At 53.5% G+C, this 16,770-nt stretch carries 17 protein-coding genes and 4 tRNA genes; all 21 read right to left on the bottom strand.

Annotated elements, in window-relative coordinates; genetic code table 11:
• Window positions 1-6: 6 nt before the first annotated feature.
• A complete protein-coding gene (locus H7U06_RS13455) occupies window positions 7-435 on the bottom strand; it encodes a DUF1178 family protein (protein ID WP_175626632.1) in 429 nt (142 codons plus the stop codon).
• A 5-nt stretch (window positions 436-440) separates the two neighbouring features.
• Window positions 441-527 (bottom strand) — tRNA-Leu (locus H7U06_RS13450).
• 60 nt (window positions 528-587) lie between these two features.
• Window positions 588-661 (bottom strand) — tRNA-Cys (locus H7U06_RS13445).
• Window positions 662-1,454: 793 nt separating this feature from the next.
• Window positions 1,455-1,530, bottom strand: a tRNA-Gly gene (locus H7U06_RS13440).
• Between the two features lie 81 nt (window positions 1,531-1,611).
• A tRNA-Gly gene (locus H7U06_RS13435) sits at window positions 1,612-1,687 on the bottom strand.
• Window positions 1,688-1,750: 63 nt separating this feature from the next.
• Complete coding sequence (gene pgsA, locus H7U06_RS13430; RefSeq protein WP_175626631.1) at window positions 1,751-2,338, bottom strand: CDP-diacylglycerol--glycerol-3-phosphate 3-phosphatidyltransferase; 588 nt, start codon at window positions 2,336-2,338, stop codon at window positions 1,751-1,753.
• A 55-nt stretch (window positions 2,339-2,393) separates the two neighbouring features.
• Window positions 2,394-4,250 carry an excinuclease ABC subunit UvrC gene (gene uvrC / locus H7U06_RS13425; protein WP_175626630.1) on the bottom strand — a complete coding sequence of 619 codons (1,857 nt, stop codon included), beginning with the start codon at window positions 4,248-4,250 and terminating at the stop codon, window positions 2,394-2,396.
• A 40-nt stretch (window positions 4,251-4,290) separates the two neighbouring features.
• Entirely contained in the window at window positions 4,291-5,364 is a 1,074-nt protein-coding gene (gene nagZ, locus H7U06_RS13420; RefSeq protein ID WP_175626629.1) for a beta-N-acetylhexosaminidase, read from the bottom strand.
• On the bottom strand, window positions 5,361-5,753 hold the full coding sequence (gene acpS, locus H7U06_RS13415) for a holo-ACP synthase (protein ID WP_175626628.1): 393 nt from the start codon (window positions 5,751-5,753) through the stop codon (window positions 5,361-5,363). The genes nagZ and acpS overlap by 4 nt, the downstream gene beginning before the upstream one ends.
• On the bottom strand, window positions 5,750-6,517 hold the full coding sequence (gene pdxJ / locus H7U06_RS13410; protein ID WP_175626627.1) for a pyridoxine 5'-phosphate synthase: 768 nt from the start codon (window positions 6,515-6,517) through the stop codon (window positions 5,750-5,752). Before pdxJ ends, acpS begins: the two co-directional genes overlap by 4 nt.
• A 13-nt stretch (window positions 6,518-6,530) precedes the next feature.
• Entirely contained in the window at window positions 6,531-7,394 is an 864-nt protein-coding gene (gene recO, locus H7U06_RS13405; RefSeq protein WP_175626626.1) for a DNA repair protein RecO, read from the bottom strand.
• A gap of 12 nt (window positions 7,395-7,406) precedes the next feature.
• On the bottom strand, window positions 7,407-8,309 hold the full coding sequence (gene era / locus H7U06_RS13400; protein WP_175626625.1) for a GTPase Era: 903 nt from the start codon (window positions 8,307-8,309) through the stop codon (window positions 7,407-7,409).
• Window positions 8,306-9,271: a ribonuclease III gene (gene rnc, locus H7U06_RS13395; protein ID WP_175626624.1), complete on the bottom strand. Its 966-nt coding sequence runs from the start codon at window positions 9,269-9,271 to the stop codon at window positions 8,306-8,308. The genes era and rnc overlap by 4 nt, the downstream gene beginning before the upstream one ends.
• 33 nt (window positions 9,272-9,304) lie before the next feature.
• Window positions 9,305-9,694 (bottom strand): DUF4845 domain-containing protein, encoded by a 390-nt coding sequence (locus tag H7U06_RS13390; RefSeq protein WP_175626623.1) that lies wholly within the window; start codon window positions 9,692-9,694, stop codon window positions 9,305-9,307.
• A 20-nt stretch (window positions 9,695-9,714) separates the two neighbouring features.
• On the bottom strand, window positions 9,715-10,638 hold the full coding sequence (gene lepB / locus H7U06_RS13385) for a signal peptidase I (protein WP_175626622.1): 924 nt from the start codon (window positions 10,636-10,638) through the stop codon (window positions 9,715-9,717).
• The gene (gene lepA / locus H7U06_RS13380; RefSeq protein ID WP_175626621.1) at window positions 10,635-12,428 is read right to left on the bottom strand and encodes a translation elongation factor 4; all 1,794 of its coding nucleotides are present in this window, start codon (window positions 12,426-12,428) and stop codon (window positions 10,635-10,637) included. The genes lepB and lepA overlap by 4 nt, the downstream gene beginning before the upstream one ends.
• A 217-nt stretch (window positions 12,429-12,645) precedes the next feature.
• Complete coding sequence (locus H7U06_RS13375; protein ID WP_175626620.1) at window positions 12,646-12,897, bottom strand: glutaredoxin family protein; 252 nt, start codon at window positions 12,895-12,897, stop codon at window positions 12,646-12,648.
• 73 nt (window positions 12,898-12,970) lie between these two features.
• A complete protein-coding gene (locus H7U06_RS13370) occupies window positions 12,971-14,455 on the bottom strand; it encodes a DegQ family serine endoprotease (RefSeq protein WP_175626619.1) in 1,485 nt (494 codons plus the stop codon).
• Between the two features lie 14 nt (window positions 14,456-14,469).
• Window positions 14,470-15,486, bottom strand: a complete 1,017-nt coding sequence (locus H7U06_RS13365) for a MucB/RseB C-terminal domain-containing protein (protein ID WP_175626618.1) — start codon at window positions 15,484-15,486, stop codon at window positions 14,470-14,472.
• A gap of 5 nt (window positions 15,487-15,491) precedes the next feature.
• Complete coding sequence (locus tag H7U06_RS13360; RefSeq protein ID WP_175626617.1) at window positions 15,492-16,040, bottom strand: sigma-E factor negative regulatory protein; 549 nt, start codon at window positions 16,038-16,040, stop codon at window positions 15,492-15,494.
• Between the two features lie 65 nt (window positions 16,041-16,105).
• Complete coding sequence (gene rpoE, locus H7U06_RS13355; protein ID WP_124575132.1) at window positions 16,106-16,708, bottom strand: RNA polymerase sigma factor RpoE; 603 nt, start codon at window positions 16,706-16,708, stop codon at window positions 16,106-16,108.
• Window positions 16,709-16,770 lie beyond the last annotated feature (62 nt).

Raw genomic sequence — 16,770 nt, 5'->3', positions numbered from 1 at the left:
GATCGTTTATTGAAGTGTTTGTTTGACGGGAACCGGAAGTGGCAATGCCATCACATCGATGCCCTCTTCCGCCAGCTCGGCACATTCTTCTACCGTCGCCACGCCCCGTATCGCCTGCTCGGGTACTTCCTTGTAGTGGATGCGACGCGCTTCCTCGGCAAACTGCTTGCCTACATCCACAGTATTAGCCACCACTTTACGTGCGTATTCCAGCAACTGTTCCTGCAAGCGTGCGGCAGCACCATTGTCGCTCACGCGCGTGGTAGCACCGGATAAATTTAAACGAGGGGAAGATGGCAAGCGCTTGATCTGATGCGTGCCGCACATCGGGCATGCGATCAAATCTTGCGAGGATTGCGTGAGGAAATCATCTTCGGAAGCAAACCAACCTTCGAAGCGATGTTCCAGCTCACAGCAGAGGTCATAGACTTTCATGAGTATGGTGCCCGGGACCGGAATCGAACCGGTACACCGTTACCGGCGAGAGATTTTAAGTCTCTTGTGTCTACCTATTTCACCACCCGGGCATGTCACGATTCTAAAACAAGATCAAAAAATAAAAGCGCCCGCGGCGCTTTAGGAAAAACTGGAGGCGGGGGTCGGGATCGAACCGGCGTAAACGGCTTTGCAGGCCGCTGCATAACCACTTTGCTACCCCGCCATGGGGCCGTATTGTACCTTGCAAGCAACATTTCCGCATGCCTGGAACAAAACGTATACAAAATAAGAAACTATCAGCGAATAAAAAAGGAAGCTGGGCTACGAGCTTCCTTTTGGAAATCCGGTGTCGGAAAGGTTTTCCGACAGCGCGTATTATGCCCTAGTATGGCGCGTCTTTGCAAGACGTTCTGCTACGCTCCTGCCTGCGCCATATTGATGGCCAGATACATGGCCGCGAGCAACCGCGCACACTAGTTGTAAGTAATATTAAATGTCGCTTTGGCATGGGCCGGACCCTGCGTAACTTTGGCTCCTGTTTGTACATAAACACGTATTTATGCGCGAAATTATGAACAATAGTACAAAATGACGAGGGGTAAAGCTTGAGTAACGACTGTTCAGGCATATGCCGGCAGGCAGAATTACAAAGAAACAGAAAAATATTGCCCCTTTAGTATTTGCGCAGACATAGCAAACAGCTGTCGACAACGATCAGCGCGGGCGCGATACAACGGAAGTACCGTAAGGCTGACAAACGGACCATCGCCGATGCAGCGCACGAAGAATTACACTCGTCAACGGGTGGAACCGAAGATAAAAACAAGATTGGATTTTGACGCAGGGACACATCGATTGATGTGCATGGGATACTGCGCCAAGTCTGAACTGATCCTGGCTCAGCACGTATAAAGAATAAAAGCTCACTGTGAGCGCACTGCAAAAGCTACAGACGTAAAAAAAGGGCGTAAGCCCCTTTTTATTTGCTACAGCTCGCCATGTTCTGGCTTTGAAACTGGAGCGGGAGAAGAGTCTCGAACTCTCGACCTCAACCTTGGCAAGGTTGCGCTCTACCAACTGAGCTACTCCCGCATATCTGTTACTACCACCACTAATTGAATGATTGCTCACTCAATAAAAAAAGAAGCCAGTGCGGCTCCTTTTGAAAACCTTTGGAGCGGGAGAAGAGTCTCGAACTCTCGACCTCAACCTTGGCAAGGTTGCGCTCTACCAACTGAGCTACTCCCGCATCAACAACAGGTGCACATTATAGAGGAATGCCTTTGCATGTCAAGCGTTCCTCGCAGCAAAATTACAATAAATGCCCTGCACTTTCCTTAATCAGCGGCCAGGCCTTACGCAAGTAATAGAACATGGACCACACCGTCAACACAGCAGCCACCCATAACAGGATATCCCCCCAGTATTGAAGATTGATACCGAAAATACTTTCATAGTAAAGAAGCATCGGTATCGCCACCATTTGCGCGATGGTTTTGATCTTGCCTAGCGAGCTCACCGCGACCGATTTTGATGCGCCGATTTGCGCCATCCACTCACGCAATGCAGAAATCGTAATCTCACGTCCGATAATGATGAATGCGATGACCGCGTTCACGCGATTCAGCTCTATCAGTACCAGCAAGGCACCGGCCACCATCAGCTTATCCGCGACCGGATCAAGGAAGGCACCAAAGGCCGAAGTCTGATTCCAGCGACGCGCGAGAAAACCATCGATCCAGTCGGTCAGCGCAGCGACGATAAAAATCAAAGTGGCAGCCAGACCCTGGGTCTTGTTGAATGAGCCCAACCACGAATCCGGTATGTATAGCACGCCGACCATCAGCGGGATCAGCGCGACACGTAACCATGTAAGGAGAATAGGAATATTGAAAGGCATATCAAACTTTACATTTTCATGAATGTGCACAGGCATTTGCATGCGCACCCGTAATCTAATGCAATTGCTTGTAAATGTCTTCAGCCAATTGCCTTGAAATGCCCTCGACCGAGGCTAAATCCTCAATACTTGCGTCCACCACGCCCCGCAAGCCACCAAAACGCGCCAACAGCTTCTGTCGACGCTTGGCACCAATCCCTTCGATCTCTTCTAGACGCGAGGTCTGGCGTGCCTTGGCACGCTTGGCACGCATGCCGGTGATCGCAAAGCGGTGTGCTTCATCTCGTATCTGTGCAATCAGCATCAGGGCACCCGATTCTTTGCCCAGCTCCTGCTCGGCACGGCCGTCAACAAAGACCAGGGTTTCGAGGCCGACCTTGCGTCCTTCGCCTTTGGCGACACCAACGATCAGGCTGATATCGAGTCCCAGCTCGACAAACACCTGACGCGCCACTTCGACCTGGCCTTTGCCGCCGTCGATCAGCACCACGTCCGGCATCACGCCATCACCATTCGCGACCTTCTCATAGCGGCGCAACAGCACCTGGCGCATCGCAGCATAATCATCGCCCGGTGTAATGTCGTTGATGTTGTAACGTCTGTATTCGCCATTCTGCATCGCGTGATGATGAAACACCACGCAAGACGCCTGCGTCGCTTCGCCCTGAGTATGACTGATATCGAAGCACTCGACACGAAAGCTTTCCAGATCCGGCACATCTATGCCCAGCGCATCCACCAGCATACGCGTGCGTGCCTGTTGCGAGCCCTGCTCCGACAGCAGGCGCGCCAATGATATTTCCGCCCCCTTATGCGCCATCTCCAGCCACTGGCGACGCTGGCCTTGCGGCTGAAACACCAGGTTGATGCGATGGCCGCATTGCTCCATTAGCGCCAGCATCAGTTCCGGCTCATCCAGCTCGGTATTCAGGATCAGGGTGCCGGGTATGAACTTATCAATGTAATGCTGCGCGAGGAAAGCCTTGATCACTTCGCTGGCAATCGACTCTTCCGGACTGGTCAGCGCATTGTCTACATGAGTCGGAAAGTAAGCGCGGTCACCCAGGTGCCGACCGCCACGCACCATCGCCAGGTTGACGCAGGCACGACCACCCTGCACCACCACTGCAATAATGTCGATGTCAGCATCGCTGCCGGTCTCCATGCTTTGCTGATGCAGTACGCGCGACAAGGCATTGATCTGATTACGCACGACCGCCGCCTGTTCGAACTTCAGCTCTTCCGCATAGGCCAGCATCTTGCCTTGCAAGGTTTCCAGCACTTCGGTCTGGCGACCGCGCAGAAACTTGGCAGCATTCTCCACATCCAGCGCGTAGTCTTCCTTGCTGATGTAGTTGACGCAGGGGCCGCTGCAGCGATGGATTTGATGCAGCAGGCAAGGTCGTGTGCGATTGGCAAAGACCGAATCTTCACAGGTGCGCAGCAAGAAAACCTTCTGCAGTATCTGCATCGATTCCTTCACTGCCCAGCCGCTGGGGAATGGCCCGAAGTATTGATTCTTTTTATCGACCGCGCCTCGGTAGTAAGCCATGCGCGGATATTCCTGCCCGGTGATTTTCAGGTAGGGGTAAGACTTATCATCGCGGAACAAAATGTTGTAACGCGGCTGCAGAGTCTTGATGAGATTATTTTCCAGCAGCAAGGCTTCGGCCTCACTGCGGGTCACGGTCGTCTCCAGGCGCGCGATGCGTTCTACCATCAGCGCAGTGCGCGGGCTGGCCAGGTTCTTCAGGAAATAACTGGAGACACGCTTCTTCAGGTCGCGTGCCTTACCGACGTAGAGCAGATTGTCTTCCGCGTCGAAATAGCGATACACGCCGGGCAAATTCGGCAGCTTCGCAACCGTTTCCAGCACGATTGCCCGCGGATCTGGCGCGTCGGTTTCAGACATGTTGGTTTACGTATTTACTCACGGTGGCACAAGTATGCACTCAAGATGCAGCGAGTGCTTTTGCAGCCTTCTTCGCCGCGAGATAACGCGCGTCCTGTTGCAAGGCATCCCAGCTCAATGCTGGTGACTGCGGGGTCAGCGCCGCAATACGGGCAGCCGACTCTTGCGCTGCCTTGTTATCCTTGACCTGCAAGCCAGCCAGCAGTTGATCTGCCTTGTCCGGGGAATTACAGATCAGCACCATATCGCAGCCCGCGTGCAGTGCTGCATGCGCACCATCAATCACAGTACCTGCAACACTCGCGCCTTCCATGCTGAGGTCGTCACTGAAGATCAAACCTTCAAAACCGAAATCCTTGCGCAGCATGGTCAGCCATTTACGTGAGAAACCAGCTGGATGCTTGTCGACTTTCGGATAGATCACGTGCGCTGGCATCACCCCCGCCAGACTCAGGCCGAGCCAGTCGTATGGTGCGGCATCTTCCGCCAGGATTTGCTTGAGTTCGCGTTCGTCAACCGGGATTTCCAGATGCGAATCCGCTTTGACAAAACCGTGGCCGGGGAAATGTTTGCCGCAGTTGAGCATGCCTGCCAGCATCAGGCCATGGTTCAGACTCTTCGCCAGCATGGTGACCACACGTGCATCGCGATGGAAGGCGCGATCACCGATCACACCCGACTCACCATAGTCCAGATCCAGCACTGGCGTGAACGACAAGTCGACGCCACAAGCGCGCAACTCGGCGGCCAGCACATAGCCGACATCGGTCGCAGCCTTGGTCGCTGCCAGTACATCCTTGTCCCACAGCGCACCCAGTTTGCGCATCGCTGGCAGATGCGTGAAACCATCCGTTTTGAAGCGTTGGACACGGCCACCTTCATGATCGACTGCGATGACGATACCCGGACGCGCCGCATGGATAGCAGCCGTCAGCGCGGTCAATTGCGCACGATCGGTATAGTTACGCGCAAACAGGATCACGCCACCGGTCAGCGGATGCTGGATGCGACGGATATCGTCCGCGCTCAGCGTGGCACCGACCACGTCCAGCATTACCGGACCGAATTTTTCTGCTGCATTTGAGCTTGCTGTACTTAACACTGCTGCGTTCATTTTTTCTCCACAATCACAAAAGCGACCGCATACTCGACTTCATCCGTTATCGAAACCTGTGCGGTCAGTCCATTTTCCTGCATGAATTCTTCCAGCTTGCCGCTGGTGACGATGATAGGTTTACCACTGGGTGCATTCAGTATTTGCGCAGCACGCCAGGTCATGGGCATGTGTATGCCCAGCCCTATCGCTTTTGAAAATGCTTCCTTCGCCGCGAAGCGTGTAGCCAGGAAGCGCAAACCGCGTGCCTCTACCTTGGCCTTGCGACGATAGTACTTCTCCAGCTCTTCCTTACCCAGTATGCGCTCGGCAAAGCGATCACCATGGCGGCCCAGCGCCGCTTCTATGCGATCGATTTTAAGGATGTCGGTGCCTATGCCGTATATCATTTTTTCATTCCAGCCAGGCGTGCCGCGATCATGATGGCTTTCATTTCGCGCACCGCGTTTTGCCAACCGACGAATACCGCATGCGCAACGATGGCGTGGCCGATATTGAGTTCGGAGATATCCGGAATGGCCGCGACGGCCTGCACATTGGTGTAGTGCAAGCCATGGCCTGCATTGACCTTCAGGCCGCGCGCAATCCCTTCCGCTACACCGCGTTGCACGCGCTCCAGTTCGGCCTGCTGTTGTTTGGCATCATGTGCATCGGCATAACGGCCTGTGTGCAACTCTATGACGGGCGCACCTGCTTCCGCTGCTGCCTGGATTTGCTCTGCATCGGCATCGATGAAGAGACTCACGCGTATGCCTTCGGCTTGCAATTGGCGGATCGCTGCAGCAACCACATCGAAATACTTAACGATATCCAGCCCACCTTCGGTGGTCACTTCTTCGCGTCGCTCCGGGACCAGGCAAACATCTTGCGGCTTGATACGACAGGCGAAGTCGACCATTTCGGTCGTCACTGCCGATTCCAGGTTCATGCGTGTCAACAGCTTGGGACGGATCAACTCGACATCCGCATCCTTGATATGGCGACGGTCTTCGCGCAAGTGCAGCGTGATCGCATCAGCGCCGGCCTCTTCCGCCAGCAAGGCAGCTTGCAGTGGGTCCGGATAGACCGTGCCGCGCGCATTGCGCAAGGTGGCAACGTGGTCGATATTGATGCCGAGATCGATGATGGTAGAAGCTGGTTGAAGATAGCTCATGTATGGGGTTCCGTTAAAGCTGCAGCAAGTCGATCAATATTTGACGAGTGTTAAGAGGCGCACCATTGAGATGATGCGCGAGCAGGAAACGCATCAGGAATTTACTTTGCGTTTGCGTTTGCGCATCGCTGTAATCTTCGTTTTCCATATCCAGCAAGGTCTTGCCGGAGACGCGTGGCCAGACATCGGATGGACGCGCAGGACGCGGACCACGTTCTGGATCCAGCACATAAATTTGTTCGAGGGTGATCGCCTTGCCACTGGCAGCGCAGACACGCCAGTCGCTGGCGACGCCGGTTTCCTGCAGCAAGGCGCGCTCGAATTTGCGCAATACTATCGCTGCCGGTTCGTCATGCGCCAACTGATTCAGGGCACTGATGTAGTGATCAAATAAAGCCGGATGCGGATCATCACGCGCCAGCAATTTCACCAGTAATTCGTTCAGGTAAAAGCCGCATAGCAGAGCCGATTTCTCCAGCGGCAACAGCCCACCAACCCACTCTGCCGCAGTCAGCGTACGGACTTCAGCCTTACCGCTCCAACCGACTGATAAAGGCTGGAAGGTTTGCAGCACGCCACGCAATTGGGAATGCGGACGCTTGGCACCTTTGGCGACCAGCGCAATGCGGCCATGATCGCGTGTAAACACATCGACGATCAGGCTGGTTTCTTTGTAGGGATAGCTGTGCAGTACAAAGCCGGGTTGTCCGGCGATGCGGAATTCTTTTTCCGGGGTACGGGCACGGCGTGGTGCCGCTTTGATGGATTTTGCAGGTTTCGCAGCAGATGTTTCCGCAACACTTTCTGCGGGCACCGACGGCTGTTCTTCGGCTGAAGAGTCGTTGAAAGAACTGACGTCGGCGATAGATGCAGCCATCTTTAGCTAGGGCTATTCGTATCCGTATGCACGCAGACCGGCTTCGTTATCAGCCCAGCCTGATTTGACCTTGACCCAGATTTCCAGATACACCGGGCCACCGAACAGGCGTTCCATATCGAGACGCGCCTGGGTAGAGATATCTTTGAGACGGGCACCCTTGTTACCGATGACCATCGATTTATGGGTATCGCGCTCAACCAGGATCGCAGCGAATACGCGACGCAGATTGCCTTCGACTTCAAATTTCTCGATCAGCACAGTGCTGGTGTACGGCAATTCATCGCCCACGAAACGGAATACTTTTTCGCGCACGATTTCAGCAGCGAGGAATTTTTCGCTGCGGTCAGTGATGTCATCTTCGCCGAAGATAGGCGGGTTTTCCGGCAGGTATTTTTTGATTTCGCCTTGCAAACCATCGAGCTGGAAACGCAGCTTGGCCGACACCGGCACCACGGCTGCAAAGTCATGCTTGGCGGCGATTTGCTGTGCGAACGGCAGCAAAACTGCCTTGTCCTTGGTGCGATCAGACTTGTTAATCACGAGTATGCAAGGAACATTTTTCGGGATCAGATCCAGCACTTGTTGATCGGCCTGGCCGAAAGTACCCGCTTCAATTACATACAGGATGACGTCCGCGGCAGTCAGCGTATTCGTCACCGTACGGTTCAGTGTCTTGTTCAAGGCATTCGCATGACGCGTCTGGAAACCAGGCGTGTCGACATACACAAACTGCGCATCTTCCACAGTCTGGATGCCGGTGATGCGATGGCGCGTGGTTTGCGCCTTGCGCGATGTGATGCTGACCTTGGCGCCGATCAACTCATTCATCAAAGTCGATTTACCGACGTTAGGGCGACCGACGATCGCGATATAACCGCATCGAAAGTGAGACAGTGCGGCGGATTCAGTCATGCAATTTTAGAATGTGTAGTGGTAGAAGATTTTGTTGCGCCGTCATCAGATGTGGCAGATGTCGTTTTCCCGGCATCATGCTCGGCGATCAGACTCTTTTGCCCATCGTTGGTCGGCGCTTCAGTTGATTCAGTAACAGGCTTGATTTCAGCCTTGGTATTTTTAGCTTCGGTCTTTGCCGGCGCCTTGGCTGCCTTGTCAGCTTCATCCAGTTGCACCGTCGCGATACCTGCCAGCTTCAGTTGCGCGGTACGCGGTTTGGCTTTGCGGCTGGCAGCAGGTGCTTTGACGAATGCGGCCTGCACTGCTTCCAGTGCCAGCTTGGCTGCAGCCTGCTCACCGGCACGGCGACTGCCGCCAGTGCCAAATACCTGGATGTCCAGCTTGGGAACCAGACATTCGATTTCGAATTCCTGATTGTGGGCGGCACCATGGGTAGCGACCACATTGTATTGCGGCAAAGCGATTTTTTTACCCTGCAGGTATTCCTGCAATAAAGTCTTGGCGTCTTTGCCCAGTGTCTTGGGATCGACGCTATCGAGTATCGGAATGTAGAGCGCGCGGATAACATCGCGTGCGATATCGAAACCGGCATCGAGATAGATCGCACCAAACAACGCTTCCAGCGTATCAGCCAGGATAGACGGACGACGGAAACCACCCGATTTCAATTCACCCTCACCGAGGCGCAGGAAGTGCGACAACTCGAGGCGCTGTGCGATTTCGTACAGCGATTGTTGCTTGACCAGATTGGCGCGCAAACGTGACAAGTCACCTTCATCTATCTTGCTGTAACGATCAAACAACAGCGAGGCAACCACGCAATTCAAAATGGAATCGCCGAGGAATTCAAGGCGTTCGTTATGTACACTACCGTGGCTGCGATGTGTCAAAGCCTGCTGCAACAAGACAGCATCCTTGAAAGTGTGGCCCAGCCGGTTTTGCAATAACGTTAAATCCATTTTTCTATCGCTTATTTCTATCGTTTCATCGCCTTAAGGTAGAGCTTTCTTTGCCACGCCATTACCGGTCGAACCAGCATAATCGATCAGCAGGCTGACCGGTCCCCCCAGCGGTATCGTTTTTTGATAGGCAAAGCTGATTTCAGTGTCATCGCCATTCTTGACGATGTCCAGATCCTTGCCATCGATTGCATCGATATAACCTACTTCAGCCTGGCGGTTAAACGCCGCACGCATTTCCGGTACCGAGCCGCCTGCCGCCTTGACGCTGGCAATCGCCTTCTTGATCGAGAAATACTCAGTCACGGTAGGCGTTACTTTCATTGCCAATACTGCAATTGCGCCTATCACAGCCAATACCACGATCAGGCCTACCAAACTAATGCCTTGTTGATAACGCTTGTTCTGCAACGGGTATCCCATGTACACGCTCCTGATATTGATTACTGGAAATTACCGATACGACCGAGGTTGCTCGGGAAGTTGTTCAGGTTCAACCAGATAAAAAATGCCTTTCCGACAATGTTTTTATCCGGCACGAAACCCCAGTAACGGCTATCCAGGCTGTTATCCCGATTATCACCCATCATGAAATATTGTCCAGCAGGGACCTTGCAGGTAAATCCTTCTACATCGTAATTACACAATTCCCGGTTCGGGAAGTCGTGCGGATTAGCCACATAGGACGGTGCACGTGGATTATTCAGGATTTGGTGGGCCACACCGTTCAAATCTTCGCTCAGGTGCTTGGAGTAACTCAATGTCTCTTCATCCAGATAGTCTGGCAAAGGCTTGTAGGACACCGGCTGGCCATTCACGATCAGGCGCTTGTTGCGATAAGTGACAGTATCACCAGGTACGCCCACCACGCGCTTGATGTAGTCCAGCGCCATGTTTTCCGGGTATTTGAAGACCATAACGTCACCGCGTTGCGGTGTGCCGACATCGATGATTTTCTTGTTGATGATAGGCAAGCGGATGCCGTACTGGTATTTGTTAACCAGGATCAGGTCACCGACTTGCAGTGTCGGCACCATCGAGGTCGACGGAATCTTGAACGGCTCGTACAGGAAGGAGCGCAGGAAGAACACCAACGCAATCACCGGGAAGAAGCTACCCGAATACTCTATCCAGGCCGGTTGGCGCAACAGGCTGGCTTCCAGTGCAGAACGGCCGGTCGTGTCAGGTTTGATACCCTCGCCTGCCAGCTTCGCATTGCGTGCATCATATTCCGCCAGCACTGCGTCTGCCTTGGCACGTCGTTGCTTCTTCAGGTACAGCACATCGAGGAACCAGACGACGCCGGTTCCCACCATCAGGATGAAAAGAATCAGCGAAAAATTACCTAAGATGTCTTGAAACGTCATTTCTCATCCACTTGTAGAATTGCCAGGAACGCTTCCTGTGGAATCTCTACCGAGCCCACTTGCTTCATGCGTTTCTTACCGGCTTTTTGTTTTTCCAGCAGCTTGCGTTTACGGCTGATATCGCCGCCATAACATTTCGCCAAAACGTTTTTACGCAGCGCTTTCACGTTTTCACGCGAAATAATGTTGGCACCGATAGCGGCCTGAATCGCAACGTCAAACATTTGACGCGGAATCAGCTCGCGCATCTTGGCAGCTACTGCACGTCCACGATACTGGCTGTTGGCTCGATGCACGATGATCGCCAGCGCATCAACCTTCTCGCTATTGATCAGCATATCGACCTTGACCACATCGGATGAACGGTATTCCTTGAACTCGTAATCCATGGACGCGTAACCGCGCGAGGTCGACTTCAGCTTGTCGAAGAAGTCGAGCACGATTTCTGCCATCGGCATTTCATAGATCAGTTTGACCTGTTTGCCGTGGTAGCTCATGTCCATCTGGATGCCGCGTTTTTGCGTACACAGCGTAATCACCGAGCCGACATACTCCTGCGGCATGTAGAGATTGACGGTGACGATAGGTTCACGGATTTCTTCGATTTTCGAAGGATCCGGCATCTTCGACGGGTTATCCACCATCAGGATGGAACCGTCGCGCAAGACCACTTCGTAAATCACGGTAGGCGCGGTCGTGATGAGGTCCATGTCGAACTCGCGTTCGAGACGTTCCTGCACGATTTCCATATGCAGCAAACCAAGGAAACCGCAGCGGAAGCCGAAGCCCAGCGCCTGCGATACTTCCGGCTCGTACATCAGGGCGGCGTCATTCAGCTTCAGTTTCTCCAGCGAGTCGCGCAAAGCATCGTACTGGTTGGCTTCCACCGGGAACAGACCGGCAAACACTTGTGGTTGCACTTCCTTGAAACCAGGCAAAGGCTCGGCTGCAGGACGGCTGACCAGGGTCACGGTATCACCGACCTTGGCTGCTTTCAGCTCTTTGATACCGGCGATGATGAAACCCACCTGCCCGGCTGTCAGCGCATCGCGCGAAATCGATTTAGGCGTGAACACGCCGACGCTTTCGACCAGATGCTGCGAGTCGCTGGCCATCAACAGAATTTTGTCTTTCGGACGCAAAGTACCGTTCACCACACGTACCAGCATCACCACGCCGACGTAGTTATCGAACCAGGAATCGACGATCAATGCCTGCAGCGGTGCACTCGCATCACCCTTAGGCGGCGGCACCTTGGTAATCAGCGATTCCAGTACGTCTTGCACACCGAGGCCGGTTTTGGCCGAGCAATGCACAGCATCGCTGGCATCAATCCCGATCACTTCTTCGATTTCTGCACAGGCATTGGCCGGATCAGCAGATGGCAAGTCGATCTTGTTCAGTACCGGCACCACTTCCACGCCCAGATCCAGCGCGGTATAGCAGTTCGCTACGGTTTGCGCCTCCACGCCTTGTGACGCGTCGACTACCAGCAAAGCACCTTCGCAGGCAGACAGCGAACGGCTGACTTCGTAGCTGAAATCGACGTGGCCCGGTGTATCAATCAGGTTCAGGTTATAGACCTCGCCGTCACGCGCCTTGTACGTCAGGGCTGCGGTCTGCGCCTTGATGGTAATCCCGCGCTCACGCTCAATGTCCATGGAATCAAGGACTTGCGCCTCCATTTCGCGATCGGACAAGCCGCCGCACAATTGGATAATGCGGTCGGCAAGAGTCGATTTACCGTGGTCGATATGGGCGATGATGGAAAAATTGCGAATGTTGTTCATTAACCAAGTGACAATTACAAAAAAAGCGCTCTATGCTGGGATGCTTCCCCAAGCGAGCGCCTTGTTACAGAGGGATGACGGCCACGGCATTTTACCGGATTTCAGAGGGGAAATCCCGGAAATTCCCGGCTTCTGCGTTTGGTGTGACAATTTCGTACGAAATCACATTAGCCCTATCATTTCCGCCGATACGCGCCGCTGAAGCTGACGATACCGTTTATGAATGTGCAACAAAGGCCCGTACCGCGGCCTCATCCAGAAAATAGTGGCACAGCTGTTGTGCCGCCTGCCCTTCCTTATGACCGAGCAGCACCGGTACCAGTTCATCATATTGCGCGACCAAGGCCGGATCAGCATCGACATCCAGCACGTGGATCGGATAAGTATCCGGCCCGAGCAAGGTTTGCAATGCCTGCAGCATGTCATCGCACAAATGACAGTAGGTACGCGAATAAAGTGTGAATTGCATCAAGGATGACCTTCGCAGGCAAAAGAAAAGGCTGCGAGCTTTTCAGCAGGCAGCCTCATCTTCGTTAGTCGGCTTACTGCGCCAGAGGTTTGATCGTCACGAATTGCGAGGAATCACCGCGACGCACCAGCAGCAAGGTGGTTTTCTTGGTATCCAGTTTGGCTACCAGACCGTTGAATTGACGCGCATCCTTGATGTCTGTGTTATTCAGACGCAGGATGATGTCACCGGCACGCAAACCGGCACGCGCTGCTGCACCTTCAGTCGCTTCCAGCAGGACACCGCCATCTATCTTCAGTTCCTTGAGCTGTGCTGCACTCAGGTCGCTGACAATCATGCCGAGCGCATTCGCAACCTGCTCAGCCTTCGGCTTCTTCTCTTCTTTCTTCACGACCTTGTCGGCTTCCAGCTCGGCTACCGTCAGGTTCAGGTCGCGCATTGCGCCCTTGCGCCATACCGAGATCACGGAACGGGTACCTGGTTTGGTACCACCAACGAGACGTGGCAAATCGCTGGAGCGCTCGATGCTGACGCCATTGAATTTCAGGATCACGTCGCCAGCTTCCAGGCCACCTTTTTCAGCCGGACCACCTGGTTCCACGCGTTGTACCTGCGCACCTTGCGGACGCGGCAAACCGAGGGACTCGGCAACATCTTTCGTGACTTCACCGATCTGCACGCCGATACGACCGCGCGTCACTTTACCGGTAGTGCGCAATTGATCTGCCACACGCATAGCTTCGTCGATAGGCACTGCGAACGAGATGCCCATGTAGCCACCGGAGCGACTGTAGATTTGAGAGTTGATACCGATCACTTCACCGCGCATATTGATCAGCGGACCACCCGAGTTACCCGGGTTGACAGCCACGTCAGTCTGGATCAGAGGCAGGTAATCACCGGTATCACGTGCTTTCGCCGACACGATACCCGCCGTCACAGAGTTATCCAGGCCGAACGGCGAACCGATCGCGATCACCCATTCACCTACACGTATCTTGTTGGAGTCACCCATCACCAGACGCGGCAGGTTGCTGCCCTCAATCTTGACGACTGCGACGTCGGTGCGTATGTCCGCACCGATGATTTTTGCTTTGTATTCGCGCTTGTCAGTCAGGGTGACATAGACCTCGTCCGCACCATTGACGACGTGCGCATTGGTCATGACGTAACCGTCAGCAGAAATGATGAAGCCAGAGCCCACACCACGCGGCACTTCTTCTTCCGCTTCAGGTGCGGCTTTGCCACGTCCACGTGGCGCAGGCTGTTGCTGGCGCGGGGGAATTGGTGCGCCGAAGAAGCGGCGGAAAAATTCCTGCATTTCTTCATCGTCAGTCGCAGCATTGCCTTGCTGGCTGACTTTGGCTTTTTCCGTAGTACGGATATTCACCACCGCCGGACCGGTCTTTTCAACCAGATCGGTGAAGTCAGGCAAACCGGCAACGGATGGTGCAGCGACAGCAGGTGCGACACCTGCAAGCGCAGGAATAAAGAATGCACTCGCAACACCGAATAAAACTACGGAGAGCTTTTTGTGCACGAGAGGAATTGTTTTCATAAATTCAAAAATTCTTATTTAGACTTGAACTCTATCGAATTGGAAACCTGCTTGATCGCTGCCGCAGGCACCTCGCCCACTACCGTCAACCAATAATCACCCTGCCGCTTGCCGACGATGTTCATCGCGCCTTGCTGCATCGAGCCTTCGGTCCGGCTTTGCGTACCTGATTCAATAAAGACCGAGATCGCTGCCAATCCGTCCGAATAAACAATTTGCGACACTTCACGTTGCGTAGGCGCGGCGTTGTCCGCTGCATTCGCAGGTGCGGTATCGGTCACCAGGCGCTTCATCTCACGTATTTTTTTGAAGCCGGGCGGAATATCCTTCACCGACCAGCCGGACAAATTGGTTTCACTCATGACGGCATTTTCTACGCGCCAGCCCTGGGTATTCGGGAAACTCGATTTCACACGACTAGGATCGATATGACCGATGGACAGCTGGGTAAATGCAATCTGTTCGACCACATCATTTTTCTCGTTCAGCGTCTGTGCCTTGAGCAAGAGACCAGTCGATTTGTCAGCCCACAGCTTGTAGCCATAACGCAGCTTGTCTTTCGGCTCCAGGATAATGGCCTGGCAATCAAAACCAGCTATGCGGCCAGTCTCGCCTTTTTTGAAATGGTAGTGCTCAGCCAGGTCTGCCGGATTGGCACCCAGGATGGCCGGGAAGACGTCTTTCGTCACGCGCTTTTCTACACGTATCGATTTCACTTCCGGGATGTAGCAGGCAACCTCTTCATTGTTGCGGATGTATTCACGCGGCTTGCCATCGAGTATCTCGAGTTTCTCAAGCTCGTTCTTGCCATTGAAGATATGCGTGATACGCGAGGTGCGTACGTGATTGCCCTGCTGATAGACGAAGGTGCCCGAGTAATTCAGCTTCTGTGCAGATGACTGGATTTTCTTCAGCCATACCTGCGTATCTTGCTGTTCGTGACCAGCGCCGGCATCCTCCGCATAAGCGGTGAACGCCATGACGCTGGAAAAAAGCACTACGAATTTAAAAAAACCTAATGTTTGCCGCATATTTATTACTTGTCTGAGTCAACAGCGAAGGTAGCTGCGCGGGCGTACTGCGCACTGCTGTACACAGAAGGTGAAAAACGTTGGTGTGCCAACAGATAGTCGTCTATACGCGGATCACGCAGGACTTCACCATCCTTGCTGGCGACAGTAATCGTTTCAGGCGCTGCGGCAGCCGTTACTACCGGCGCATTCGGCGTCATCATTTGCGGTACGGTCAGGAAAGCGGCGACCGCGACAGCAGCAGCCATACCGGCTGGCATGGCGAAGCGGCGGAACGCCGCATCCTTTTTGGCCACGGCTACGCGTTTCTCTGCAGGCACCATGATGGTCGGCTCTGCATCCAGCATGGCAAACATGCGCGTATTGAAATCTGCACTCAACTGCGTATTCAAATCGTCGGAACGCAGGGCGTCGCCGATTTGATGATACATATTCCACGTATCGCGTCCTTCTTGCTGGCGCAATGCAGCCAAAGCGATATCGACATGTCCATCAGACAATTCGTTATCGGCAAAAGCTGATATCTGTTCCCGCGTCATATTCATCGTATTCATCACTACCTCGAAAAAATTAAGGCTACCCCTATATTTGCAGCAAAAAGCGTTTCTTTATTTATTTTTCACCAACGTTTATCGAGCGCCGTATCCAGCAACGGCCTTAATTTTTCCGAGATGGCTTCACGCGCCCGGAAGATCCGGCTGCGTACTGTACCGATAGGGCAACCCATCGATTCAGCTATCTCGTCGTAACTCAGTCCTTCGATCTCTCGCAAAGTAATCGCCATTCGTAACTCTTCTGGCAACTCCTCCATCGCCACATTCAAAGTCTGCGCGATTTGCTTGGTTGCCAACAACGATTCCGGTGTATTGATATCTCTTAGGTGGTCTCCGTCGTCAAAAGTTTCTGCTTCTTCGACATCTGCTTCAGTTGATGTCGGAGCACGACGGCCCTGGGTGACCAAATAGTTCTTCGCGGTGTTGATGCCGATACGATATAACCAGGTGTAAAACGCCGAATCACCGCGAAACTGCGGTAATGCGCGATACGCCTTGATGAATGCTTCCTGCACTACGTCTTCAGCCTCAGCCTGGTCGCGGACTAGCCGCGACACCAGTCGCATCAATTTCCGTTGGTACTTGATCACTAATAGCTCGAAAGCTTTTTTGTCGCCACGTTGTACACGCTCGACAAGTTGCTGATCAATATCGCGTTCTGTCGTCAATCCATTCCCTTGTTATTCTGCAACACGCACGCGGCTCGCCTAATTGACTGGACGAAACTTGT

It is taken from the genome of Herminiimonas sp. Marseille-P9896 (genome assembly GCF_903993245.1).
In the GTDB taxonomy this organism is placed as follows: Bacteria; Pseudomonadota; Gammaproteobacteria; order Burkholderiales; family Burkholderiaceae_D; genus Oxalicibacterium; species Oxalicibacterium contaminans.
Note: the sequence above shows the minus strand (reverse complement) of the source record. Positions and strands in the feature narration are given on the sequence as shown.